The sequence below is a fragment of the Sphingomonas sp. P3_C6 genome (assembly GCF_056402595.1).
Map to the genome: position 1 here is coordinate 1 of NZ_JBFUHB010000025.1, position 24,840 is coordinate 24,840.

Consider the following 24,840-nt stretch of genomic DNA (forward strand, 5'->3'; position numbering starts at 1 on the left):
ACGTCTGGGACAATGCCGCGATGGAGAGCTTCTTCTCCTCGCTCAAGACCGAACGGATCGCGCGGAAAACATACCGTTCCCGCAATCAGGCACGCGCGGATGTATTCGATTATATCGAGCGCTTCTACAATCCGACACGCAGGCACTCGACCCTGGGCTATCTCAGCCCCATGGACTTCGAGAAGCAGGCTAAGGTAGCCTAACCTGGTGTCCGTGGAACCGGGGGCAGCTCAGCAAGATGTATTGGGCCGCTCGCCGTTCTGCCCATTTGGCGTTCAGAACCGCGCCGCTGTCATCTAGCTCGATGACATTGGCAAAGATGGCGAACGCCTGCTCAAGACCGCTCGGCTCCTCGAATATGCATGTGTAATCGATGTCGTTGAGAAGGGGGTTTCCGACGGATCTATTCGCTATCCAAAACGCGAACGTCCTAAGCGCGCCAGAAAATTGATGGCTCAGATGTGTCACGGCGATCGCTCCAGACGAATGGCTTAGCAAAGAGCCTACTAATCTGGGTTCACCGACACATTGTCCACGTCCGTTATCCACCACGTATTGCCGTTCCGGCGCTCTGGATCGACGAGGCCCGCCTGAAAGCCGGCAACGCTTGATATCTTCAAGGCGCCGGTCTCACCGACGGCGCGGGTGACGACCTGGGTGCTGCTTGCCGCGCTTGCCTTTACCATAGGCTGGCTGATCTTCGGCAGGCTGGATGTCGTCGTCTCCGCCACCGGCCGCCTGATCCCGGCCGGTGGTGCCCCCATCCGGAGGATTGTGTGACCGCGCAAGGGCTCTGATCAATTGATGGGTGTCGTGGATCCGGCCGGGAATTCCACGCCTGCAAACTCGGGATATGCTTCGCGCAGGACGAGTGCTTGCTCAGCCTCGTCTATGCGGACGAGGTACCAAATGCCGTTTTCCTGGAAAGCGAGAGTCGACGACTTGCTCCGGAGCCGCCCGGTTCCAGGCACTTCAACGACGGTTTCGGTCGGGATCAACATGTAGTTCCTGCTCTTGTCAGACGTGACCCCTGCCGTCGCACTACTCAAGACCATTCGGAACGAGACGATTTTCACGTGCTTCATCGCCTCGGTGACCTGTTGCCTGAATGACGGCTTCACATCGGCTGACGACAAGCCGAATTTCTTTGCGATCACGTCGAGTAAACGCGGAGGAACGAAGTCGAGGCTGTCGCCCGACCGCCCCTCCCGCATCATCTTGTCGAAGGCGCTAATTCTATTTTCGATGGCTGCGCGGTCGGTTTGCGTGATGCCCTGCGCCGCAGCGGGCGTCGACGCCATGCCGGCCAGCGCCATGAGAAAGCATACAGCTAGTCGAACCATGATCATTCCTTTCTTGCCGATCTCATGCCAATTGAAGCTCGAGTTCGTATGTGGCCGCGGCCTTTGCCGCAAATCCCCTGGCGCCAAGGCAGTCGATCCACTCGCGCAGCGAGTGGGGCTGCGGAACTTCCTACTCGCTCACGATTGCGTGCGCGGATCGGGTTCACCACTCAAGCTCGACGCGAGTTCGTGAGCCAGCCGGCGGACGGGCTCGCGATCGCCAGATCGACGACCGTGCCGAGGCCTGGCGCGCTCACGCCGATCGCGATATTCATCGCAGCCGCCGCTCCTTCGATGGCACCCTATCCGCCGCATTGCACCGCGACACCGTAATCGCAACGCTAGCCGGCACGTTCGCGGCAATCGTCAAGGCCGCAAACCCTGCGCCGTAAGGTTGAGCGAGAGCAGATCGAGGCCGTAACTCGACCGTGCGCCCTGCGCGACGGCAGTGCGGATCCTGCCGCGGTTCGCCGGATCGCGCTTGGCCAGCGCGGCGAGCTGGCCGGCCATCAGTCCCTGGATGAGATTGGCCTCGGCCACCTCCTGCTTGACCGCGTCGCTCGCGCTGGCGAAGCCGGGGTTGGTCGCCATGGCGGCAGCGAGCTGGTTTCGCAGCCCGAGCATCTGCGCGCGCGTCGGGTCGCGATCGTCGGCGCGCGTCGCCATCCACGCATAAGCGAGATACACCGCCGATGCGTCGGCGACATTGTTGGTCGACATGCCGTACGGCGCGATTCCCGCCTGGACCTTGCCGATCACGTTTTCGTTGGCGAGCACTTGCTGCAATTTGGCCGCGCCCGCCGGATCCTGTTGCCGCGCCTTGGCGACGAACTGCGCGAAATGCTTCTGGCGCAGCGCGGCGTCGGGCCGATAGGTCAGCCGCGTGCGGGTGACGGGCGCACCGCGGCGCGGTGCCGATGTCGCGGAACGACCGGTGTGCGAGCGCCGTTCCTCGGACTGGGTGACGCCGTCCAGGCTGAGCGAACCGGTCAATTGGCCCATGTCGAACACGCCGGTCACCTGCGCGGCAGCCGGAACCGCGGGCACGCTCGCGACGCACAACAGCAGCGCGGTGCGAAATCGAAGACTGAGCATCTCTTCTCTCCTCGTTTTCCCGTGACAACGGACTTGACAGGGGACCGCCGAGCCTCCCCCGATCCCGCCACAACGCCGGAGCGTCGGTAGCCGTTGCACGCGGCGCGTTTAGCCCTTGCGCGCGATGTTCGGCTCGGCTTCGCCGACCGTCTTGATCGGGTTGGTCCGGGCGAGAAGATCGCGCGGCACAGCCGCTGAGTTCAACGCCGCCGCGACCCGAGCTTGCGCTGCAGACGCCGATGTCGCCTCTCAGTAACCCCGCTCACAGGGCGAGCATAAATCTTGAGCGGCGGGTGTGCCTTCAGATGCTCCTGGTTGGGTTTTCCAGGGCCACGCCCGGTCAATCCCAACATTCCTGTAATTGCGCTACTATCTCCGATCAGGGCTCGCAACGAACGCATTTGTCGCACTCCCAAAACGAGCAACGCAACATTGGGGCTCTACGATATATGCCCGTACCGGCGCGATTTCCGCACCGCCGCTCGCGCTGAACCGGCGGGCCCCACTCATCCCGCCGGCCCATGCGTCAGCGGCAAATGCGAACCCGGTATCCGTGCCGCCATTCGGTCCAGCAGCGCGGCCCGCGCCAGGCATAACCGCCGCGCCAGCGCGAATAGCGGTACGGCCGATAACGCGGTCCATGCGAGTAGCCACGATAACCGCGATAACCGCGATAATCGCCATAGCCGCGATAATCCCGGCCATGCCAGCCACCGCCGCGATAGCCGTCATGCCAGCCGCCACCACGATGACCCCATCGCTGTGCGTCGGCGCTCGTGCTGATGGTGAGGGACGCAGCCGCCAGTCCGGCTGCGGCAAAGATGTGTGAGATCTTCATCGTCTGGTCCTTCCTGCCCGCCAAGTCGGGCGCTGGTAGGAATATGCCCGCAATCGCATCGGGTTGCTGAACGGAGCGGTAATCTGGGGTACAGGTGCGGCGGGCTGCTGCGGGGCCTCGCCGGTTGACGCTCCTCCCGTCCCCGACGATGCTCGGGCTTTCCTCCCGGAGGCACCTGCATGGCCATTCCCCCTTTCCCGCCGTCGATGCCCGCCCACCCGCGCGGCAGCGACCTGCCGGTGGGCGCGGTTTCCGCTTATGCCGGCGGGATCGGTCCCGGCGCGGGTCCGGGCGCGGTACCGATAGAGGCGTGGGGCTGGATGCTATGCGACGGACGCGCGCTGCAGATCGCCCATTATCCCGAGCTCTTCGCGGCGCTCGGCTATCTCTATGGCGGCGGGGGTAGCGTGTTCAACATCCCCGACTATCGCGGCACCTTCCTGCGCGGCGTCGATAACGGCAGCGGGAACGATCCCGATGCAGCGGCCAGGACGGCGGCGCCGGGCGGCACCCAGGACGGCGTCGGATCGACTCAGCGCGGCGCGCTTCAGGATCATGGACACGGCTATGAAGCGACCGCCCAGCCGGCCGGCGGCGAGCCCGGCGCGGCGCCCGGCGGCCCGGCCGTGCCGGCAGCGCAAACGACCGGCGGCCCGGTATCGACGCCGGAATCGGGGCAGCCGGTCGGCACCAGCCCGCACGAAACCCGCCCGGCCAACATCGCCATCAACTATATTATCAAGTTCACTTGGTCGTTCGCCTGACACTGGCGGAGGGGAAAGGCGCAAGTGCCGGTTCGATCCGGCGGACATCGCTACTGACATCTCGGAAAGCGCCCGCCCCGCCCCAGGCCGCCTCCCGTTCAATTCCGGACTCAGGAGCGCGCGATGACGATCGATAGCCTCGCATGGTTCGGCAGGTAAAAATGGCGACGCCGCGAAGGGTTCAGGAGGACAGTCGAGCCAGCAGGAGCAGGGCGGCGAAGACGCCGAGCGGGGCAAGGTGAGAAAACTCGCGATGGCGCAGGACGGTCAACGCCGCCGCCGCGATCACGACTGCGCCCAGGATCAGGCCTGCCCCGCGCGTGACGGGAAGGGCGATCAGGACCGCAATCGCCATCTCGAGCGCACCGGTCACGCGACACCACCAGCGGGGATATCCCCAGCGGACAAAGCTGTTCTGTGTCGCGGGCGTTCCGATCGCGTTGAACAGCCCCGCACCGAAGAAGGCGGCGACAAGGAACCAGATCGACAGGCTGTGGTACATCTCACGCCACTCCCGCCATCAGGGGGATCGCCGCCAGGATCATCAGCGCTGCGGTGAGGCCATGAACGCCGAAGGCACGGCTGGTCGAGCCCTTCGCGGCAAGAATGAGCGACATATCCCCCAGCGGGATGAACGCTTCGATCAACAGCACCATGCCGAGCATTCGGGGCCCGCCCCACATCATCATGGCCAGCACGACCATCCCCGAGACCATATCGCGCACGCCCTTCAAGCGGAGCCACCAGACGATGTTTGCGCCCTTTTCTGGGAGCGGGAGGCCGAAGCTCTCCGCCGCCGAGAGCGGGTTCCAGAGATACAGGATGCCGATCGAGATGATCCCGACTGTAACCAGCAACGCTACCCCGAGTGAGAACCAATGCATCTGCGCCCCCTTTATATCGCTACTATATAATCTAGCATTGCTAGATAAACAAGTCGCGATCCATATGCTATGCCGCGCATCCGGATTGGGAGGGTCGACCATTGGGCATTGCGGAGCGGAAAGGCAGGGAACGGGCCGAGCGGGAGCAGCGCATCACCGCGGCTGCACGCCAGATCGCGGAGAATGAAGGATGGGGTGCCGTCACGATCCGCCGCCTTGCCGAGGAGATCGAGTACAGCCAGCCGGTGCTCTACGCCCATTTCGACAACAGGGACGCGATCGTGACGGCAGTCGCCGTTCAGGGCTTTCGGGATCTGGCCCTGGCGCTTCGGCAGGCGGCGCACGGATCGACCGATCGCCTGAACGCGCTCGGGAGGGTCGCCACGGCGTATCTCGCCTTCGCCCGCGAGCAACCGGCGCTGTACGAGGCGATGTTCACCATGCCGACCGGCCTGCGCTTCGCCGAAGCCGACACCCAGCCGGAGTTGAAGCAGGCCTTTGCGGCACTGGCGGACGTCATCTCGCCGTCAAAGGGCGATGTCGAGGTCGTGACCGAAACATTCTGGGCGGCCCTTCATGGGCTGGCCGCACTGGAACATTCGGGCCGGATCAGGCCCGGCGCGCGTGACGAGCGGGTGGCGCTCGTCGTGCGCGGCCTTTGCGACGGCTGAGACGACCGGGCTGCCGTGATGGTCGCCTTCAACCCCTTCACTACGTAGCGATCACGCCCTCCAACACCATCACTGCAAAATCCCCCGTCGCCCGGTCACAGGCCCCATGACGACACGCAAAAATCCCGCTACCCAGCCGACGATGCCCGCTCCCTCCACCGCCCCGACTCCCATGATGGCGCAATATCTCGCGCTGAAGGCCGATGCCGAGGATTGCCTGCTCTTCTACCGCATGGGCGACTTCTTCGAGATGTTCTTCGAGGATGCGAAGATCGCCGCGGCCGTGCTCGACATCGCGCTCACCGCACGCGGCGAGCATGAAGGCGTGCCGATCCCGATGTGCGGCGTGCCGATCCATGCCGCCGAGGGTTACCTGGCCCGGCTGATCAAGGCCGGCCACCGCGTCGCCATCGCCGAGCAGACCGAGAGCCCGGCCGAGGCCAGGGCGCGCATGGGCTCCAAGGCGCTCGTCTCCCGCGCGATCATCCGGGTGGTGACGGCGGGCACCCTCACCGAGGAGGCGCTGCTCGACGCCCGCACCGCCAATTGGTGCGTCGCGATCGGTGAAGTGAGGGGCGGCGACAGCACGGGCGGCGTCGCCATCGCCGCCGCCGATGTCTCGACCGGCCGGTTCGAGCTGATCGAGACCGACGCCGCCGGGCTCGGCGCCGAACTTGCCCGGCTCGCCCCGGCGGAGACGATTGCCGCCGAGACCACCGCTTTTGCCGAGGCGGCGACCACGCTCCGCCCCCGCACCGAATTCGACAGCACGGGCGGCGAAGCGCGGCTCAAGGCGCTGTTCGGCGTCGCCACGCTCGACGGCTTCGGCCAGTTCAGCCGTGCGGGGCTCGCCGCGGCCGGCGGGCTCGTCGCCTATCTCGATCATACCGCCAAGGGCGCCCTGCCCTTTCTCCGCCCGCCACGCCTGCTCCAGGCCACGCAGCAGATGGCGATCGACGGCGCGACCCGCGAGAGCCTGGAACTGACCGCCACCGCGTCCGGCCAGCGCAAAGGCAGCCTGCTCGACGCGGTCGATCGCACCGTCACCGGCGCCGGCGCCCGCGCGCTGGCCGCCGATATCGGCGCGCCGTTGGTCGATCGCGCCCGGATCGAGGCACGGCTCGATCTCGTCCAGCTGCTCCACGACGATAGCGGCCTGCGCGAGGCGCTTCGCTCGACCCTGCGCAGCCTGCCCGATATCGGCCGCGCGATCGGCCGCCTCGCCGCCGGGCGCGGTTCCCCCCGCGATCTCGGCCAGCTCCGCGACGGACTCGATGGCGCGTGGAAGCTCGGCGAACGGCTCGACCGCATCGACCAGCCCCCCGCCCTGCTCGCCGACCTCGCGCCGCAGCTTCGCGGCCATGGCGCGCTGATCGATCTGCTCGCCCGCGCGCTCGTCCCCTCGCCGCCGATCGACGCCTCGGCCGGCGGCTATATCGCGGAGGGCTATGACGCCGCGCTCGACGATCTGCGCGATGCCGGCGCGGGCGGCAGGCGGGCCATCGCCGCGCTGGAGGCGGAGTTCCGCGCCCAGACCGGCGTCTCCGTGCTCAAGATCCGCCATAACGGTGTGCTCGGCTATCATATCGAGGTGCCGGCCCGCGCCGCCGATCCGCTGATGAAGGCGGACAGCGGCTTCACCCACCGCCAGACGCTCGCCGGCGTGGTCCGTTTCAATGCGCCTGCCCTGCACGACGTGGCGATGAAGGTGACGCAGGCCGGCGCACACGCCCTTGCCGCCGAGGCGTCGCATCTCGAAGATCTGACCTCCGCCGCACTCGACCGGCGCGAGGCCGTAGCCGCGACGGCCGATGCGCTCGCCCGCCTGGATGTCGCCGCCGGCCTTGCCGAACGCGCCGCCGAGGGCGGCTGGACCCGCCCGGCCCTGGTCGAGCACAACTGTTTCGAGATCGAGGGCGGCCGCCATCCCGTGGTCGAGAATGCGCTGGCGGCACGCGGCGAGCGCTTCGTGGCGAATGACTGCAAGCTCTCCGAGGACTCACGCCTCTGGCTCGTCACCGGCCCGAACATGGGCGGTAAATCGACCTTCCTGCGCCAGAACGCACTGATCGCGGTGCTTGCCCAGGCCGGTGCCTATGTCCCCGCCACCGCGGCGAAACTCGGCCTGGTCGACCGGCTGTTCAGCCGTGTCGGCGCGTCGGATAATCTCGCGCGTGGCCGCTCGACCTTCATGGTCGAGATGGTCGAGACCGCCGCGATCCTGGCGCAGGCGACGCCGAAGAGCTTCGTCATCCTCGACGAGGTCGGGCGCGGCACCTCCACCTATGACGGCCTCGCCATCGCCTGGGCCGTGGTCGAGGCGATCCATGAGGACAATCGCTGCCGCTGCCTGTTCGCCACCCATTATCACGAGCTGACCCGCCTGGCGGAGCGCTGCGAGGCGCTGACCCTCCACCATGTCCGCGCCCGCGAATGGAAGGGCGAGCTGGTCCTGTTGCACGAGGTCACCGAAGGCCCGGCGGATCGCAGCTATGGCCTCGCGGTCGCCCGGCTGGCGGGTCTTCCGCCGGTGACGATCGCCCGCGCCAAGGCGGTGCTCGCCAAGCTGGAAGCCGGCAGGGCGAAGACCGGCGGCCTTGCGGCGGGCCTCGACGATCTGCCCCTGTTCGCCGCCATGGCTGCGGAAGTCGAGGACAGTGTCGACACGCTCAGGGCGGAACTGGACTCGATCGACGTCGATTCCCTCGCGCCCCGGGATGCCTTGGACGTGCTGTACAAATTGAAGGCGCTGGCACGCGATTCATGACACGCGCTCGGCCACGCCCATATCCGCGCCCTCGGTGCCGCGGCCTTGCGGCGCCTAACCGTTGATCGCCGACGCCTCGCCTTCTCCCGGGAGGGTCGCGACCGGCAGCGCGCGCAGCGCCGGCCGCGCGAGCAGGTAACCCTGCATATGACGCACCCCGAGCGCCTTGAGCACCTCCAGCTCGCCGACCGTTTCGATGCCCTCGGCAATGACCCCGATGTCGAGCGCCCGCGCCATGCGGACCACCCCGTCGACGATCAGCCGCCGCGGCAGGCTAGCGTCGATGCCGCGGATCAATTCCATATCGAGCTTGATGATATCCGGCTGGAACTTGGCCAGCAGCCCCAGACCCGCATGTCCGGCTCCGAAATCGTCGATCGCGGTGGCGAAACCCATCTTCTTGTAGGTCTCGACGATATTCTGGAGATGCGCCGTGTCCGCGATCCGCTCATTCTCGGTAAACTCGAAGATCAGCCGTCCCGTAGGGAGCTGCGTCGCCTTTGCCGTCTTCAGCGTCAACTGGATGCACGCCACCGGCGAATAGACCGCATTGGGCAGAAAGTTGATCGACAATTTCGCATCGGTTTGCAGGATGCCCGCCGCCACCGCCTGCTCGATCGCCGCCACCCGGCACTGCTGGTCGAAGGCATAGCGCGTTTCGTCGGTTACCTCGGCCAGCACATCGCCGGCGCTTTCGCCGTTCGGCCCCCGCACCAGGGCCTCAAAGGCAAAGGGCAAGCCGGATGTGATATCGACGATCGGCTGGAACGCCATCACCAGCCCGAAATCCTCCTGGCCGGACTGGCAGCCGGTACATGGCCTGGACTTGATATGCATCAAACTATGCTCCTGAATTCAAGGACATATCCGCGTTCCATTAACAGGCCGTTAGGCGGCACTGCCGGCGGCGCTAAACAGGTGACGATGTCCCGCGAAGCCCCTATCTCCCGTTCATGACCGGCCGCTTCGACACCCTTCCCCATCGCCGCGCGATCATCGATCGCCGCACGCTCTCCGACGCGCTTGCCGCGCTGGAGGGGGACGACAAGCTCGCGCTCCGCCGGGCCGCGACCGACATCCTGAAGACGGCGCTAGACGCGGGCCGCGCGGAGATCGGCCGCCGGCTGATCGAATATCCTTCACGCGGGCTCGAGGCCGCTGCCGGCCAGGCGTTCCTGACCGACCAGATCCTGCGCCTGCTCTACGACTTCACCGTCACCCGCCTCTACCGCCTGAGCAACCCGACCGCCGCCGAACGCCTCACCCTCATCGCCGTCGGCGGATATGGCCGCGGCGAGATGGCCCCGTATTCGGACATCGATATCGGTTTCCTCACCCCCTGGAAGCAGACCGGCTGGACCGAGCAGGTGATCGAGACCATGCTCTACGCGCTATGGGATCTCGGCCTGAAGGTCGGCCATAGCAGCCGCTCGCTCGACGAGATGGTACGCCAGGCCAAGAGCGACGTGACCATCCGCACTGCCCTGCTCGAGGCGCGCTACGTCTGGGGCGACATGGCGCTGTACGACGAGGCCGCCGCCAAGTTCCGCGCCGAGGTGCAGGCCGGCACCGCACGCCAGTTCATCGCCGACAAGCTCGCCGAGCGCGACGTGCGCCACAAGAAGATGGGCGACACGCGCTATGTCGTCGAGCCCAACGTCAAGGAAGCCAAGGGCGGCCTGCGCGACCTGCACACGCTCTTCTGGATCGGCAAATACGCCTATAACGTCAGCGAGCCCGCCCAGCTGGTCGAGGCCGACCTGCTCAGCCGCGCCGAATACCGGCTCTTCCACCGCGCCGAGAATTTCCTCTGGGCGGTGCGCTGCCACCTGCACAGCATCGCCGGCCGTGCCGAGGATCGGCTGACCTTCGACCTGCAGCGCGAGATCGCCGAGCGGATGCGGTTCGCCGACCGCCCCGGCAAATCGAACGTCGAGCGCTTCATGCAATATTACTTCCTGCAGGCCAAAACGGTCGGCGACCTCACGGGGGTGTTCCTCGCGCATCTCGACGAGAAGTTCGCGGCGCGCGGTCGCCGCTTCGGCCTGCCCACGCTCCGCCGCGCACCGGGCAAGCTCCACGGCTTCACCGTCGATCGCGGCCGGCTCGCCATTCCTTCGGACGATTTCTTCCTGAAGAACCCGATCCGCCTGATCGAAATGTTCGCGCTGGCCGACAAGCACCACATGGAAATCCATCCGCTCGCCATGCGCGCTGCCGCGCGCGACGCGAAGCTGGCCGACGATATCCGCCGCGATCCGCAAGCGAACGCGTTGTTCCTGGACGTGCTGACGAGCCCGCGCGATCCCGAAACCGTCTTGCGCTGGATGAACGAGGCCGGCGTGTTCGGACGGTTCGTGCCCGACTTCGGCAAGGTCGTCGCGCAGATGCAGTTCGACATGTACCACCACTATACCGTCGATGAGCACACCATCCGGGCGATCGGCCTGCTCGCGAAGATCGAACGGGGCGAACTAAACGAGGATCACCCGCTTTCCGCCGCGATCATGAAGCAGATCGTGTCGCGTCGCGTGCTGTATGTCGCGGTGCTGCTGCACGACATCGCCAAGGGCCGCGGCGGCGACCATTCGCTGCTCGGTGCAGAGGTCGCACACCGGCTCGGTCCGCGCTTCGGCCTCACCCCGGCCGAAACCGAGACAGTCGCCTGGCTGGTGCGCTGGCACCTGCTGATGTCGGCGACCGCGTTCAAGCGCGACCTGTCGGATTTCAAGACGATCCTCGATTTCTGCGAGATCGTGCAGAGCCCGGAGCGCCTGCGCCTGCTGCTCGCGCTCACCGTCGTCGATATCCGCGCGGTCGGGCCGGGCGTGTGGAACGGCTGGAAACGCCAGCTCCTCTCCGACCTGTACGAATCCGCGGAGGAGGTGCTGCGCCTCGGCCACAAGCAGAAGGGCCGCAGCGAGCGCATCGCCGCCAAGCAGGAGGCGCTGCAGGCAGCGCTGGGCTGGGACGATGCGCGTTTCGCCGCGCTGGTGAAGCGGCTGCCCGAACCCTATTGGGTTGCCGAGCCCGAGGACGTGCTTATCCGCAACGCCCGGATCATCGACGATGCCGGCTCGGCCCAGTTGTTCATCGCGGCGCAGGTCTATCCGGAACGCGGCGCGACGCTCGTCACCGTCTATGCCGCCGATCATCCTGGCCTGTTCTACCGCATCGCCGGCGCGATCAGCATTGCCGGCGGCAACATCATCGACGCGCGGATCCACACCACGCGTGACGGCATGGCGCTCGACAATTTCCTGGTCCAGGATCCGGTCGGCCGCCCGTTCGACGATGCGGGGCAGCTCAACCGGCTGAAGAACGCGATCGAGGATGCATTGGCCAACCGCTCCAAGCTCGCTGACCGGCTGATGGCGAAGCCCCTGCCCCGCGCCCGGGCCGAGGCTTTCGACATTGCGCCCAATGTGCTGATCGACAACCGCGCCTCGAACCGCTTCACCGTGATTGAGGTGAATGCGCGCGACCGACCGGCGCTGCTTCACCAGCTTGCGCACACGCTGTTCCAGTCGAAGGTGACGATCCACTCGGCGCATGTCGCCACCTATGGCGAGCGCGCGGTCGATACCTTCTACCTGACCGACCTGACCGGCGACAAGATCGCGGGCGGGCCGCGTCTCAAGGCAATCGAGAAGCGCCTGCTCGACGCGGCTGCGGGCACACCTGTGAAGGAAGCCGCCTGACCACAAGGAGAATCGACATGCCGGTACTGGGAATTGGAGGATTGTTCTTTCGCTCGGCCGATCCGGACGCGCTGTCGGCCTGGTATCGCGAGCATCTGAACGTCGGCGCGGGCTGTGTCGCCTCGGGTGAAGGCACGGCCGACGAATGGACCTGGAAGGCTGAAGGCGGCCCAGTCGTCTTCGCCCCGTTCAAGGCCGACACCGACTATTTCGCCGCCGACAAGCAATGGATGCTCAACCTGCGTGTCAGCGATCTCGATTCCCTGCTCGAACAGCTCAACGCCACCGGGATCGAGGTCATCACCAAGGCCGAATGGAACGACCCGTCGGTCGGCCAGTTCGCCCGCATCCATGATCCGGAGGGCAATACGATCGAACTGTGGGAACCGCCTGCAGCGGCCTGATTCAAACCGCTCGGTTCCGAGCCTAGAACACCACGCAGTCAGCGCTCTTTCTTCTCGTCGGCAAAAAGAAATGCAGCGGTGGCGCCGAAACGCCACCGCTGCCCCCTCCGATCAGAAACGCTTGCGCAGGGTCACACCGTAGGTGCGCGGCTCGGCGAGGAAGGCGGAGAAGATCTGGTTCCCCGTCGCAAAAGCCGGCGCACCGAACTTCTGCACCTGGGACTGCGATCCGGCGCCCTGGAACGGCGCGTTGAACGCGACCTGCTGATATTGAGTGTTGAGCAGGTTCTGCGCCCAAAGTTCCAGGCTCCAGTTCTGGTCGGCTCCGCGAATGCCGACACGCGCATTCATCAGGAAATAGCCGTCCTGCTCCTTCTCGGCGAACAGATCGGACCCCGTGTTGTAGTCGGAGCTGAGGCGGCCATCGACATAGAACAGGGCGGACATGCCGGTCGTCCCGATATCCGGCGTCCAGCTGGTCGACATGGTCACCACATTGCGCGGTGCGTTCGACATCTGCTGGCCCGGCAGAAGCGCAAGGAACGGATCGAGCGCCTCGCCCGCCTTGCTGCCGACCAGGTTGTTCCGGTACTTGGTATCGGCCAGCGTATAGCCCAGGTTCACCGCGAAGTTGCGAGCCGGGTACAGCCCGGCCTCGATCTCGATGCCCTGCGACAGCACGCCGTACTTCACGCCGGCGGTGCAGGTTCCGGTCGCGGCGCTGTTGTCGCCGTCCGCACCGTTCAGGCTGTTTTTGCACGACCCGATATTCTGGACGATATAGTTGGTGCCGTTGAACGTGTTGAGCTGGAAATTACTGAATTCCTGACGGAAACCGGCAACGTTCAGCGTGAAGCGGCGCGAGCTGTACTTGAAGCCGACTTCGTAGGAATTGACCGTTTCCGGATCGAAGCGCAGCAGCGCCGCATTCGGGCTCGCTGCGGTCGATGCCAGATAGGCCGGGCCAAGATCCGAACGGTCGAGATTATAGCCGCCCGCCTTGTAGCCGCGCGAATAGCTCGCATAGACCATCAGCCCGTCGACCGGCTTGTACGAGATGACGCCGGTGCCGGTCAGTTCACCCTCACTCAGCTTGTCGCTGATCGTCTTGCCGTTCAACCCGATGGTCGAATTGCCGGTGCAGCCCAGGGTGATGATGCCGGCCGCGGTCGATGCCAGCGCCGGATTGGCCAGCAGCCCGCCCAAGCCACCCTGTGCGGTGCCTGCCTGAAGCGCCGGGCAGACAGTGTTGTTGTTCTGGAAGCTGGCGTTGAAGTCCTTTTTCTCGTGCGTGTAGCGCGCGCCGAGGGTGATGCTCAGCCGGTCGGTGACCTTGAAGATATTGTGCGTGAACGCCGCGAAATTCTCGCTGCGCTGGTTATAGACGTCACGGATCGTGCCGAGGTCGTTGAGCGTGCTCAGCCGGTTGATGTTGCCGATGACAAGCGGCGCCGCCGTGCCCAGCGCATTGTTCAGGGTAAAGATGCCGGCCGCGCTTAGGCAGCCCGGCGCAGTCGGATCACGCAGCACCGCCAATGGGCTGAGGTTGGATACGACGCGACACGCCGCGAACATGCCATATTGAGTGCCGAACTTCAGATTATCGACGACCTGCAGGTCCTCGCGGCTGTAATAACCGCCGATCAGCCAGTCGAGCTTGTCGCCAAAGGCCGAACCGTTCAGCCGCAGTTCCTGGCTGAAGGTATGGAACTGGCGGTAATTATTGCCGTCGGCCGGACGGTAGCCGATGTCGAGGCTGCCATAGTCGATGTCGGACGCGCCGCCCGACTTATACTCGCGATAGGCGGTGATCGAGGTCAGCGAGGCGCCGCCGAGATTCCAGTCGATCTGGGCGGAGCCGCCATAATCCTTGGTCACGTTGCTGTAGGCGCGACCCGGGCTGTTGGCGATGCGGCGATTGTACGGATCGTTCGCGCTTGGGAAGACGGCGCCCATGCTCGTCATGATGTCGACGATACGGTTGGTCGCCGAAACGGCATAGTCACCGGGCACGCCCGGGGTCGGATCGGTCTTCTCGCGAAGATCGACATAGACCGCGCCGCAGCACTTCTCGTTGCGATAGGTATAGTCGCCGATGATACGGATCGACAGGTCGGAGCTCGGCTGGAACAGCAACTGGCCACGCACGAAGGTTCGGTTGCGGTCGTTGTAATCGGTCTTGTTGACCGTGTCGTAATAGAAGCCGTCACGCTTGCCGTAGACGCCGTCGATGCGGAAGGCGAGCGTATCGCTGATCGGCCCGGTGACCGCACCGGCGACGCGGATATTGTTGTAATTGCCGTAGCTCGCCTCGCCATAGCCACCGAAGTCGAAAGCGGGCGCCTTGGTGATGACGTTGATCAGGCCGGCGCTGGCATTGCGGCCGAACAGCGTGCCCTGCGGGCCGCGCAGCACTTCGATCCGGTCGACCTCACCGATATCGTTGAGGCCGGAGCCAGTGCGGCTGCGATAGACGCCATCGACAAACACGGCGACCGAGCTTTCCAAGCCGGGATTGTCGCCGACCGTGCCGATGCCGCGAACGCGGGCCGAGGCGTTGGCCTCGCTGCCGGTGGAAGAGACGAGCAGCGACGGCGCAAGCTGCGCCAGTGCGCGGATGTCGGTCGCGCCCGAATTCTGCAGCGCCTGCTGGCCTACGGCCGACACCGCGATCGGCACGTCGGACAGGCGTTCGGCACGGCGGGTCGCCGTCACGATGATGTCGGAGCCGCTCTCTTCGGCGGCAGTATCGGCGGTATCCTGGGAAGCAGCCCGGGTCTCGGGCTGCGGGGTGGTCGGGGCGTCCTGCGCAAAGGCGGGTACGGCGAACGCGATGGCGGCGACAGACAGCAGGTACGCGGATTTACGCATTGCGACACTCTCTCCAATTTTGTTTTTTGAGTATTGGGTATCCTCATCGGATAGCCGCGCAGGCGTATTCGTCCATACATAGATGGCGCGAAATCGGTTTTTTGAAGATCTGTGATGCAGACAAACAACAAAAGGCCCGGCCCGGTCCCATTGGCCGAGGAGCTTACGCTACGGAATGCTGAGAGTGGGCGCGGTCGCCCGGAAAGTTCCGCGGCAGCGCTGCCGCCGCGGAGAAAAATAATATTGCCGGTCTGTTACTTGGGCGCGAGAACCATCAGCATCTGACGGCCTTCCATGCGCGGATAGGCTTCGACCTTGGCGGTTTCGACCACATCGGCCTGGACCCGCTGAAGAAGGGCCATGCCGAGCTGACCGTGGCTGAGCTCGCGGCCGCGGAAACGCAGCGTGATCTTGACCTTGTCGCCTTCGCCGATGAACTCGATCACCTTCTTCATCTTGGTGTCGTAGTCGTGATCGTCGATGTTCGGACGCATCTTGATCTCCTTGATCTCCTGCGTCTTCTGCGACTTGCGGGCGAGGTTCGCCTTTTTCTGCGCCTCGTACTTGAACTTGCCGACGTCGAGGAATTTCGCGACGGGCGGATCCGCATTGGGCGACACTTCGACGAGGTCGAGCCCCACACTCTGCGCCTGCTCCATCGCTTCACGGGTGTACATTACACCTAGGTTCTCGCCGTCCTGATCGATCACGCGGACCTTGGGCGAGACAATGAATTCGTTGAAGCGGGGGCCGTTGAGCGGCACGGGCGCCCCTTGCGGGCGCCGGATCATGGGAGGACGGATAGGTACTGCTCCTTGGTGGTTGGACAGGGCGATATAGTGATTTTTCACGTCTTGGGGAAGATGTCCCCGGCTTTCGCCGGGAACATGTTACAGATCAGGCGGCGTCGCCCCCTTCTTCAGCATCGCGATCGCCTCATCGAGGCTCAATATCTGCTGCCGGTCGCTGCCAAGCTGACGCAGCGCGACGGTACCTTCCTCGGACTCGCGCTTGCCGACGACGAGCAGATTCGGGACTTTCGCAAGACTATGCTCGCGCACCTTATAGTTGATCTTCTCGTTGCGCAGGTCGGTTTCGACGCGCAGGCCGGCCGCCGCGAGCTTGTCCGCGACCACCTTCGCATAGTCGTCCGCGTCCGAGACGATCGTCGCCACGACGGCCTGCACCGGCGAAAGCCAGAGCGGGAAGCGGCCGGCATGATGCTCGATCAGGATGCCGATGAAGCGCTCGAACGTGCCGAGAATGGCGCGGTGGAGCATCACCGGGCGGTGGCGATTGCCATCCTCGCCGACATAGCTGGCGTCGAGTCGTTCGGGCAGAACCGTGTCGGCCTGGATCGTGCCGACCTGCCAGGTGCGGCCGATCGCGTCGGTCAGGTGGAATTCGAGCTTAGGCGCATAAAAGGCACCCTCGCCCGGCAATTCTTCCCAGCCATATTCCTCGGTCGCGCGGCCCGTTGCCTGGACCGCGTCGCGCAGTATCTGCTCGGCCCGGTCCCACATCGCATCGTCGCCGAAGCGATTGTCCGGGCGCAGCGCCAGCTTGATCGCGTATTTCTCGAAACCGAGATCGCGATAGACGCTGTCGAGCAGGTCGCAGAACGCCTGGATCTCGTCGATCAGCTGATCTTCGCGAGCGAAGATATGCGCGTCGTCCTGGGTGAACTGGCGCACGCGCATGATGCCGTGCAGCGCGCCATGCGGCTCGTTACGGTGGCAGCAGCCGAACTCGGCCATCCGGATCGGAAGATCGCGATAGCTCTTAATGCCCTGCCGGAAGATCAGGATGTGCGCCGGGCAGTTCATCGGCTTCAGCGCCATCAGGTCGGACGTGCCCGACAGGATCGGCGCCTCGTCATCGGTCGAGGGAATCTCGTCCGGCACCACGAACATGTTCTCGCGGTATTTGCCCCAGTGACCGGACTGCTCCCACTGGCGTGCGTCCATCAGCTGCGGCGTCTTCACCTCGACATAGCCCGACGCATCCAGCCGGCGGCGCATATAGGCCTCGAGCTGCCGCCACAGGATATAGCCCTTGGGGTGCCAGAACACCGAGCCCTGCGCTTCGGACTGGAGGTGGAACAGGTCCATCTCCTGGCCGATCTTGCGATGGTCGCGCTTGGCCGCCTCTTCCAGGCGGAAGATGTGCTGGTCGAGCTGCTTCTTGTTCAGCCAACCGGTGCCATAGATACGGCTGAGCATGGCATTGCTCTGGTCGCCGCGCCAATAGGCACCCGAGACGCGCGTGAGCTTGAACGCCTGCGGATCGAGCTTGCCGGTCGAAGCGAGGTGCGGGCCGCGGCACATATCGAGCCAGTCGCCGCCCGACCAATAGACCGTCAGCTCCTCATGCTCGGGCAGCTCGGCAGCCCATTCGGCCTTGAAGCTCTCGCCCTGCTCGCGCCAGCGCTTGATCAGATCGGCACGGCTCCAGACCTCGCGGCGAAGCGGCTTGTCGGCGGCGATGATCCTGCGCATCTCCGCCTCGATCGCGGGCAGGTCCTCCTCGGTGAAGGGCCGGTCTTTCGGGGCAAAGTCGTAATAGAAGCCATCGTCGGTCGAAGGGCCGAACGTGATCTGCGTGCCGGGAAACAACGCCTGCACCGCCTCGGCCAACACATGCGCGAAATCGTGGCGGGCGAGCTCCAGCGCGTCCGCCTCGTCGCGCCCGGTCACCAGCGCAAGATGAGCATCGCCTTCGAACGGGCGCATGATGTCGCGCAGATCGCCGTCGACGCGCGCGGCGATCGCCGCCTTGGCCAGGCCCGGACCGATCGCCGCAGCGATGTCCGCCGGGGTAGTCCCCGGGGCTACCTCACGGACGGAACCGTCGGGCAGCGTTATGCGGAACATCTCGGACACGGGATACTTTCTGTCTTGATGGAAGGTGCGCGCGCTTATGCACGCGAGGCCTATATAGGCAAGTCAGAGGGCGATTCTAAGCATCAGTTGAGCCGCATCGACCAGTTGTTGGCGCTCTGCCTGCGAAAGCCGGTCGGTGACCGCCCCGGCGAGCCAACGACGGCGCTCCTGCATGGCGGAGCGCAGCGACCGCCGCCCCAGAACGGAGATCGAGATGGTCAGGTTGCGGCGATCCTCCAGATCGGGAGTCCGGTCGATCATCCCCCGTTCCTCAAGCATAGTGAGCAGGCGCGTGAGCGACTGCGGCTTGAGCCCCTCCGCCGCCGCCAGCGCAACGCCCGGCATCGCGCCCTCCCGATGGAGCGTAGCAAGCAGGCCGATCATGCCCGGCGTGAGATCGCCCGACGGCGCCTCGGTGCGCATCCGCCGGCTGAGCTTCAGCACCGCACGGGCGATCAGGGCGATATCGGAATCCCGGTCGGTCACACTCGACATATTAATACGCATAGCGTATTAATTGCCGCGACTCAATCAGGCTGAAGGCCCATGCCCGACACCCAGCGCCTTACCGCGATCCTGCCCTGCAACGACCTCGATGCATCCGAGGCCTTCTACAACCGGCTCGGCTTTCGACACCCGGAGGGCACAGGCAGATATGAGGAATATCGCATGCTCAGCGACGGCAAGGGCGGCGAGATCCATCTCCAGCCGGCGGTCGAGGACTGGCTGGTGCCGGGCAGAAACCCGTTCGGCCTCTATCTCTATACCGAGGATGTCGATGCGCTGGCTGCCGTCTTCGGCGACGAGATCATCGAGAAAGAGAAGAAACCCACCCACAAGCCCTGGGGCATGTACGAGTTCGCCCTGAGCGACCCCGACCAGACGCTGGTGCGGATCGGCTGCCCGAGTCGCCTGATCGAATGAGGCACGTCGCAGCACCTGGGGAGAAACGATGATGCGCGATTTCATCATGCTGATGCACGACGACATGCTCGCCCGACCCTCCCCCGAACAATGGGCAGCCTATTTCTCGTTCCTCAGATCGCGCGAGGCGTTCGATGGCGGCAGTGCGATCGGCCCCGGCGAGACGTTCCGGAAGCAGGGCGAGCCGGCCGACCCAACCCGCCATCTCGCTGGATATATTCGCGTAAGGGCGGGAACCCTTGGCGCCGCGCGGGAATTGCTGTGTGGAAACCCGGCATTCGATTGCGGCGGCACGGTTGAAATATGCGAGTTGCCGCGCGATTGAAGCGACATCCAAGGAGCCGAAGCGATGCGTGTGCCCGACGACACCGAAATCGCCCGCCCCTTCCTGCCCGCCCGCGATTTCGCGCTGAGCAAGGCCTTTTATGAGGCACTCGGCTTCACCAAGCTGCTCGACGGGGACGTCGCGATCTTCGGCGTCGGTGCCGGCGGCTTCATCCTGCAGGATTATTACCAGAAGGAATGGGCCGAGAATTTCATGATGCAGCTGCTGGTCGACGACCTGGATGCGTGGTGGGCGCATCTCCAATCGCTCGACCTGCCCGGCCGCTTCGGCGTCCAGCCGCCCCGCCCGCCGGCGCTCCAGCCCTGGGGACTGGTGGTTGCCTATCTCTACGATCCTTCAGGCGTGCTGTGGCACGTCACACCCAAAAGCGTCGCCCCCGCCGATTAGAACCCGATCGATCCGAACGGCACGACCTTGTTGTCCGAATCATGGCCGATATCGGCAGGCCCGAGATACGGCACGCCCATCTCCCCGCACCAGCGCTCGATCATCTGCTGTGCGCCCCCGACAAAGGGCGGGTCGTTGGGGATGACGTCGCTGACCCGCCCGAGCCGGACGCCGGCCAGTCCCTTCAGCGCCATCGCGTGGGCCATCTGGAACAACATCCGGTCGACCCGGTAGAGCGGCTCGGAAATCTCCTCGATCATCAGCACATGGCCGTTCAGGTCCGGCAGCCATTCAGTGCCGATCAGTGCATTCAGGATCGACAGGTTGAACGCAACGGCAGGCTGCCTGCCGAGGCTCGGTTCGAGCACACCCTTGTCTCGCCCGGTCAACCAGGCGAGCGTGCGGGCGAAGGAGACATTGCCCCCGACCCGGGCGATATCGCTGACCAGCGGCGCATGGACCGGATGGCCGATCTTCGCCGCATAGAGCGCGCCGAGCAGGAAACCGGCATCGGAATAGCCGCACCAGGTCTTGCTCTTCGCTGCCGCCGAAAGACTGGGGATCACCCGATGCAGGATACGATTCGCACCATAGCCGCCCCGCGCGAACCACAGGGCATCGAACGCGGCATCATTGGCGAAGTCGAGAAACGCAGCGGAGCGCACTTCATCCGTTCCCGCGAAATGCCCGCCGTCGCTCTCGAAACATTGCGGGTGGAAGACGAGATCGGTGCCGGGGAACCACAAGGCGGTGGCCGCCGCAGCGCGATCGGCGATGAGCCGGTCGATCGGCCTTCCGGGCGCGACGATTCCGATCTTCATAACTACCCTCTCGCTTGCCCCGACCTGAGAATCCCGCGATAGCGCCCAGCCATGCACGACGGCAAATCCTACTTCTTCGTCGGGATCGGCGGCAGCGGCATGATGCCGCTGGCGATGATCCTCGCCGGCAAGGGCGCGAAGGTCGCCGGGTCGGACCGGACGCTCGACCAGGACCGGCTCCCCGCCAAGTTCGACGATCTGCGCGCCAAGGGCGTCGCGCTGTTCCCGCAGGACGGCAGCGGCATCACCTCGCCCGACCAGATCGTGGTCGCGTCGGCCGCGGTCGAGTCGACGGTGGCCGACATCGTCGCGGCGGACGCGGTCGGCGCGAAGCGGATGAGCCGCGCCGAACTGCTCGCCACGCTCTTCAACGCATCGCCCCTGCCGATCGGCGTGGCCGGCACCTCGGGCAAGTCGACCGTGACCGGCATGATCGGCTGGATCCTGCATGCGACCGGGCGCGACCCGACCGTGATGAACGGCGCGGTGATGAAGAATTTCGCGAGCGCGGATGCCCCATTCGCCAGCGCGCTGGTCGGCAACGGCGAGGCCTTCGTCAGCGAGGTCGACGAGAGCGACGGATCGATCGCGCTCTACTGGCCCAAGGTCGCCGTGCTCAACAATGTGAGCCTCGATCACAAGTCGCTCGACGAGTTGCGCGCCCTGTTCGGCGCGTTCATCGCGCACGCCGGCACCGCGGTGATCAACCTGGACAATGGCGACGGCGCCGCGCTGGCGATGACCCTGCCGCCGGAGCGGCGCATGACCTTCTCGATCGGGCAGGAGGCCGATCTGGTCGCGCTCGGCCTGGTGCTGCGCCCATTCGGCGTCGACTTCAGCCTGTCGGAACGCGGTGCGGCGCCCGTCGCCGTGTCGCTGAACGTGCCGGGGCGCCACAATGTCTCCAACGCGCTGGCCGCGATCGGCGCGGCGCGCGCGGCGGGCGTGCCTTTGGTCGAGGCGGCGCAGGCGATCGGCGGCTTCACCGGGCTGAGGCGGCGCATGGAACTGGTCGGCGAGGCCAATGACGTGGCCGTGATCGACGATTTCGGGCACAACCCCGACAAGATCGCCGCAACGCTCGACACGCTGCACGCCTTTCCCGGGCGACTGCTCGTTCTGTTCCAGCCGCATGGCTATGGCCCGCTCAAGGTGATGCGCGGCGAACTGGTCGCGACCCTGGCGGAAAAGCTCGGCAAGAACGACCTGCTGATACTTCCCGACCCGGTCTATATGGGCGGCACCGTCAAGCGCGAGGTGACCAGTGCAGACATCGTCGCCGATGTCGCCGCGACCGGCCGAAACGCGCTGCACATCCCGGCGCGCGACGCCGCGGCGGCGCATCTCGTTGCCGAGGCGCGACCGGGTGACCGGATCGTGGTGATGGGCGCGCGCGACGACACGCTCAGTCAACTCGCCGCCGATATGCTGGCGAGCATCGCTAACAAGGCTGGCAACCGGCCACAGGCGTGATATCGCACTATCCCGCGTAAAGATGAGGCCCGCCATGTTCCGCCGCCTGTTCCTCGACCATCCGAAATCGGTAGGCGAAAGCTATACCGAGCATTTCGGCGTCGCCTCGCGTTTCGGGGTGAAAATGATGTGGGGCGGCGCACGCTGCGCGCTTCATGCGGTGCTGCCCTTCCTGTTCAAGACCGCCGGGAGCGATACCGTCGCCTCGCTCCATGCCGAACTGGTGACAAAGCGCAACGCAGCGCGCGCCGCGCAGACCCAGATGACCACCGTCGAATATGTGATCTGACGGGCCGCCCGTTCAGGGCGACGTGGTGCCGTCCATCCGCTCGACGAGATGGGCGCGTGATGGTCCGGGTTCGAACGGATCGCCGAAATATTGCGTTTCGCGGGCGACCAGCCCGTCGCTGAATTCCATGATGCTGACGACGAACGATGGCGCGCCGTCATAGCGCAGCACATATTCGGTGATCCACAGATCGCCGCTGCCGATAATCCGCCTGACGATGAAGCGCTTCCTGTTCGGCTGAAGGAAACGGCTTTCGCGGATGGTGCGCCGGCCGCGGATCCGCTCGCCCGATTGCGGATAATCGAGCACCGCATCCTCGTGATAGATATCATGCTCGGCCTCGAAATCACCGGAGTCAGACGCGGCCCAGTGGCGTTCGAGCGCGGCCCGCACGGTTCGATCGTCCATATCAATCTCCACCGGTCTTTAAGGTCAGTCGACCGTCGTTCGATAGCTGTGCGATCGACTACCGCATTGACATGGCTGCAGCGTACGGATTTCGCAGCCTGTCATCGTCCAGGCAATCGCCCCGGCACAGCGCCGGCCGCCGAGCAGTTTTTTCTGGAGGAATTGGATGATCGGTGCGCGCGTGGGTGCCGGGTCGCCATGACCCGGCGCCGCCAGCCCTTATTGCTCGCTCATCAGCAGGCGGACGTTGATCGTCGGATTGCCCGCCTCGGCGAGCGGGAAATTGCCGGCCGCCCCATCGCCGAGCGAGGGAACTTCGATCGCCACCGTAAGATTCCGCCCCACGACCAGCGATTGGTCGAGCTGGAAATCGAGGCTGATCAGCGCCTGTTTCCGACAGGTCGCGCACCCTCGCGGTGCCCTTGGCTGGAAAAAGGCGCGGCGGGCGATCGGCTCGCCGTCGGCGAGCAGGCGCACGACGAAGGTGCCGGGGATGTTCATCCGGTCGATGTCCTTGACCCGCAGGGACACGAGGGCAGGCTCGATCCTGAAGGTCGAGGCAGCGTCGGCATGCCCGCCCTTCCTCTCCAATGTCGTGATGGCGGTCCCGGCCAGCGCCTCATAGGTGATGTCCGGCCAGGCGATGGTGTCGTTCGACGAGCTGGGATAGGGATCGAGCGTCAGCGGCAGCCAGTCGGTATTGCCGTCGAGCGTCGCCGTGAAACCCGGAATGGTCGTGGCGCCGGCGAGCACCTGCCAGCTCTGCCACAGCCGGTCCCAGTTGCAGTGGAAGAACCAGAAGATCGGATCATAGGCGGCGACGTCCTGGTCCGACATGGTCGGGCCGCAGCTGTTGTGGCCGTCATCATGGCCGGCGATGATATGGTCCTGGAAGCCGCCGCCATTGAAGGCGCCCCATTGGGCTGACGGCAAAGCAAGGGCGATGTCGGACGGCACGCTGGGCGCCTGGTCGAGATTCGCGGTAATCGTCGCCGGGTCGTAGCGCTGCGTGGTATAGCCTTTCGGATAGGTGCTGTCGTCGCCGATGCCGACCGGGAGCGTGTAATTGGCGAACGGCTCCTCATAGAGCACCCCCGGCACGGGCGTTGTGATGTCCCAATAAGGCAGGGTGACGTCGGCGCAGCCATCGATCGTGCGCAGCGCGTCCTCGAATGCCGTCACATAGACGCGGTGCCAGGGGTTGTAGGTGTCGACGTGATGCATGCAGTACGCGTTCGGCAGGCCGTGCAGCGCCGCGAGGTAGAAATAGCTGTTCGGGTCGGTCGGCTCGAGCGCCATGATCCCGCGGAACGCCGTCTTGAGCTGCTCGATCTCGGGTGCCTTGAGCGACGCGAGATTCATGCGCTTTCTGACGTCCGGACTCGGCGTCGGAGACGGTGTGGGTGACGGCGTCGGAGACGGGGCCGGCGTACCGCCCATTGGGAAACCCGTCTGTATCCAGTTTAGGAAGGTCTGCACCTGACTTGCCGGCCAGCGCGTGCCGCCCAGTGGCATGTTGCCCGATTTGGTCTGCTCGTAAATGTCGGTCGCGTGTTTGCGGACGCCGTCATAGCTGCCCAGATCGATGCCCTGCGCGCTCATGCAGCCGATTTCCCCGGCGGAGAAAAAGGCTTCGATGTTGCCAAGATAGGTCGGGTTCGCGACGGGTTCGTCATTGTTCAACATGGGGCTCTCGTCATCTGTCGGTGCGGAAGCCGCGAGACTGCGTGCCGCGCGCCAAGGGGTCAATGCGATCCCCCCGGACTCGGCTCCATCTCCTGCCGATGTTCTGACGATACCGACTTATCCGTCAAAGATGGCACAGTTTTCAAACATATCCCGCCCAGGAAATGAACGATGGGGTCATTGATCATGCAAAATGGATCGCACTGATCTTTGCTCGATCACGCCACTTTATTTCCCTCCAATATCTATTTGAACATACGAGCACATGCGCGACCTACATTTCCGA

General features: G+C 65.0%; 26 protein-coding genes. 11 read left to right on the forward strand and 15 right to left on the reverse strand.

Annotated features, from left to right (window positions below; translation table 11 throughout):
• The coding region (locus tag AC1DT7_RS18995) for an IS3 family transposase (RefSeq protein ID WP_478036152.1) at window positions 1–203 on the forward strand (203 nt) is incomplete at its 5' end.
• Here the strand turns inward: AC1DT7_RS18995 and AC1DT7_RS19000 are convergent.
• The 5 genes from AC1DT7_RS19000 to AC1DT7_RS19020 all read right to left on the reverse strand — a co-directional run bounded on the left by AC1DT7_RS19000 (window position 190) and on the right by AC1DT7_RS19020 (window position 3,276).
• The gene (locus tag AC1DT7_RS19000) at window positions 190–552 is read right to left on the reverse strand and encodes a DUF7677 family protein (protein ID WP_478037752.1); all 363 of its coding nucleotides are present in this window, start codon (window positions 550–552) and stop codon (window positions 190–192) included. The genes AC1DT7_RS18995 and AC1DT7_RS19000 overlap by 14 nt on opposite strands.
• Window positions 507–764 carry a hypothetical protein gene (locus AC1DT7_RS19005; protein WP_478037822.1) on the reverse strand — a complete coding sequence of 86 codons (258 nt, stop codon included), beginning with the start codon at window positions 762–764 and terminating at the stop codon, window positions 507–509. Before AC1DT7_RS19005 ends, AC1DT7_RS19000 begins: the two co-directional genes overlap by 46 nt.
• A gap of 33 nt (window positions 765–797) precedes the next feature.
• Window positions 798–1,343, reverse strand: a complete 546-nt coding sequence (locus AC1DT7_RS19010) for a hypothetical protein (protein WP_478037753.1) — start codon at window positions 1,341–1,343, stop codon at window positions 798–800.
• A 366-nt stretch (window positions 1,344–1,709) separates the two neighbouring features.
• On the reverse strand, window positions 1,710–2,438 hold the full coding sequence (locus tag AC1DT7_RS19015; RefSeq protein WP_478037754.1) for a DUF6683 family protein: 729 nt from the start codon (window positions 2,436–2,438) through the stop codon (window positions 1,710–1,712).
• A gap of 526 nt (window positions 2,439–2,964) precedes the next feature.
• The gene (locus AC1DT7_RS19020) at window positions 2,965–3,276 is read right to left on the reverse strand and encodes a hypothetical protein (RefSeq protein ID WP_478037755.1); all 312 of its coding nucleotides are present in this window, start codon (window positions 3,274–3,276) and stop codon (window positions 2,965–2,967) included.
• A 179-nt stretch (window positions 3,277–3,455) separates the two neighbouring features.
• Between AC1DT7_RS19020 and AC1DT7_RS19025 the strand changes: the two genes are divergently transcribed.
• A complete protein-coding gene (locus tag AC1DT7_RS19025) occupies window positions 3,456–4,040 on the forward strand; it encodes a tail fiber protein (RefSeq protein ID WP_478037756.1) in 585 nt (194 codons plus the stop codon).
• Window positions 4,041–4,221: 181 nt separating this feature from the next.
• Here AC1DT7_RS19025 and AC1DT7_RS19030 read toward each other — a convergent pair whose 3' ends face one another.
• On the reverse strand, window positions 4,222–4,542 hold the full coding sequence (locus AC1DT7_RS19030; protein WP_478037757.1) for a DoxX family protein: 321 nt from the start codon (window positions 4,540–4,542) through the stop codon (window positions 4,222–4,224).
• A 1-nt stretch (window position 4,543) separates the two neighbouring features.
• A complete protein-coding gene (locus AC1DT7_RS19035; RefSeq protein ID WP_478037758.1) occupies window positions 4,544–4,924 on the reverse strand; it encodes a DUF4267 domain-containing protein in 381 nt (126 codons plus the stop codon).
• A 101-nt stretch (window positions 4,925–5,025) separates the two neighbouring features.
• Between AC1DT7_RS19035 and AC1DT7_RS19040 the strand changes: the two genes are divergently transcribed.
• Both AC1DT7_RS19040 and mutS read left to right on the forward strand, forming a co-directional pair.
• Window positions 5,026–5,595, forward strand: a complete 570-nt coding sequence (locus AC1DT7_RS19040) for a TetR/AcrR family transcriptional regulator (RefSeq protein ID WP_478037759.1) — start codon at window positions 5,026–5,028, stop codon at window positions 5,593–5,595.
• A gap of 172 nt (window positions 5,596–5,767) precedes the next feature.
• The gene (gene mutS, locus AC1DT7_RS19045) at window positions 5,768–8,362 is read left to right on the forward strand and encodes a DNA mismatch repair protein MutS (RefSeq protein ID WP_478037819.1); all 2,595 of its coding nucleotides are present in this window, start codon (window positions 5,768–5,770) and stop codon (window positions 8,360–8,362) included.
• Window positions 8,363–8,416: 54 nt separating this feature from the next.
• Here the strand turns inward: mutS and AC1DT7_RS19050 are convergent, their stop codons facing one another.
• Window positions 8,417–9,199, reverse strand: coding sequence for an EAL domain-containing protein (locus tag AC1DT7_RS19050; RefSeq protein ID WP_478037760.1), 783 nt, complete (start codon window positions 9,197–9,199; stop codon window positions 8,417–8,419).
• Between the two features lie 116 nt (window positions 9,200–9,315).
• Between AC1DT7_RS19050 and AC1DT7_RS19055 the strand changes: the two genes are divergently transcribed.
• Together AC1DT7_RS19055 and AC1DT7_RS19060 are read left to right on the forward strand one after the other, a co-directional pair.
• Window positions 9,316–12,063, forward strand: a complete 2,748-nt coding sequence (locus tag AC1DT7_RS19055) for a [protein-PII] uridylyltransferase (protein ID WP_478037761.1) — start codon at window positions 9,316–9,318, stop codon at window positions 12,061–12,063.
• 17 nt (window positions 12,064–12,080) lie between these two features.
• Window positions 12,081–12,467 (forward strand): VOC family protein, encoded by a 387-nt coding sequence (locus AC1DT7_RS19060; protein WP_478037762.1) that lies wholly within the window; start codon window positions 12,081–12,083, stop codon window positions 12,465–12,467.
• A 111-nt stretch (window positions 12,468–12,578) separates the two neighbouring features.
• On the opposite strand, the gene AC1DT7_RS19065 is transcribed toward AC1DT7_RS19060, so the two are convergent.
• The 4 genes from AC1DT7_RS19065 to AC1DT7_RS19080 all read right to left on the reverse strand — a co-directional run bounded on the left by AC1DT7_RS19065 (window position 12,579) and on the right by AC1DT7_RS19080 (window position 18,715).
• Entirely contained in the window at window positions 12,579–15,338 is a 2,760-nt protein-coding gene (locus tag AC1DT7_RS19065; protein WP_478037763.1) for a TonB-dependent receptor, read from the reverse strand.
• A gap of 254 nt (window positions 15,339–15,592) precedes the next feature.
• On the reverse strand, window positions 15,593–16,129 hold the full coding sequence (infC, locus tag AC1DT7_RS19070; protein ID WP_299913759.1) for a translation initiation factor IF-3: 537 nt from the start codon (window positions 16,127–16,129) through the stop codon (window positions 15,593–15,595).
• 99 nt (window positions 16,130–16,228) lie between these two features.
• Entirely contained in the window at window positions 16,229–18,211 is a 1,983-nt protein-coding gene (thrS, locus tag AC1DT7_RS19075; RefSeq protein WP_478037820.1) for a threonine--tRNA ligase, read from the reverse strand.
• A 72-nt stretch (window positions 18,212–18,283) separates the two neighbouring features.
• On the reverse strand, window positions 18,284–18,715 hold the full coding sequence (locus tag AC1DT7_RS19080; RefSeq protein ID WP_478037764.1) for a MarR family winged helix-turn-helix transcriptional regulator: 432 nt from the start codon (window positions 18,713–18,715) through the stop codon (window positions 18,284–18,286).
• A gap of 51 nt (window positions 18,716–18,766) precedes the next feature.
• On the opposite strand from AC1DT7_RS19080, the gene AC1DT7_RS19085 reads away from it, so the two are divergent.
• Genes AC1DT7_RS19085 through AC1DT7_RS19095 form a run of 3 tightly spaced genes read left to right on the forward strand, consistent with a single transcriptional unit; the run spans window position 18,767 to window position 19,877 of the window.
• Window positions 18,767–19,144: a VOC family protein gene (locus AC1DT7_RS19085; RefSeq protein ID WP_478037765.1), complete on the forward strand. Its 378-nt coding sequence runs from the start codon at window positions 18,767–18,769 to the stop codon at window positions 19,142–19,144.
• Window positions 19,145–19,172: 28 nt separating this feature from the next.
• The gene (locus tag AC1DT7_RS19090) at window positions 19,173–19,469 is read left to right on the forward strand and encodes a hypothetical protein (RefSeq protein WP_478037766.1); all 297 of its coding nucleotides are present in this window, start codon (window positions 19,173–19,175) and stop codon (window positions 19,467–19,469) included.
• 24 nt (window positions 19,470–19,493) lie between these two features.
• A complete protein-coding gene (locus tag AC1DT7_RS19095; RefSeq protein ID WP_478037767.1) occupies window positions 19,494–19,877 on the forward strand; it encodes a VOC family protein in 384 nt (127 codons plus the stop codon).
• Here AC1DT7_RS19095 and AC1DT7_RS19100 read toward each other — a convergent pair.
• Window positions 19,874–20,698, reverse strand: coding sequence for an LD-carboxypeptidase (locus AC1DT7_RS19100; RefSeq protein WP_478037768.1), 825 nt, complete (start codon window positions 20,696–20,698; stop codon window positions 19,874–19,876). The genes AC1DT7_RS19095 and AC1DT7_RS19100 overlap by 4 nt on opposite strands.
• A 51-nt stretch (window positions 20,699–20,749) precedes the next feature.
• Here AC1DT7_RS19100 and AC1DT7_RS19105 point away from each other — a divergent pair, with 51 nt between their 5' ends.
• A complete protein-coding gene (locus AC1DT7_RS19105; protein WP_478037769.1) occupies window positions 20,750–22,171 on the forward strand; it encodes a glutamate ligase domain-containing protein in 1,422 nt (473 codons plus the stop codon).
• 34 nt (window positions 22,172–22,205) lie between these two features.
• Entirely contained in the window at window positions 22,206–22,460 is a 255-nt protein-coding gene (locus AC1DT7_RS19110; RefSeq protein WP_478037770.1) for a DUF6356 family protein, read from the forward strand.
• Window positions 22,461–22,472: 12 nt separating this feature from the next.
• On the opposite strand, the gene AC1DT7_RS19115 is transcribed toward AC1DT7_RS19110, so the two are convergent.
• Both AC1DT7_RS19115 and AC1DT7_RS19120 read right to left on the reverse strand, forming a co-directional pair.
• Complete coding sequence (locus tag AC1DT7_RS19115) at window positions 22,473–22,868, reverse strand: nuclear transport factor 2 family protein (RefSeq protein WP_478037771.1); 396 nt, start codon at window positions 22,866–22,868, stop codon at window positions 22,473–22,475.
• A 219-nt stretch (window positions 22,869–23,087) separates the two neighbouring features.
• Window positions 23,088–24,554 (reverse strand): tyrosinase family protein, encoded by a 1,467-nt coding sequence (locus AC1DT7_RS19120; protein ID WP_478037772.1) that lies wholly within the window; start codon window positions 24,552–24,554, stop codon window positions 23,088–23,090.
• Between the last annotated feature and the right edge of the window lie 286 nt (window positions 24,555–24,840).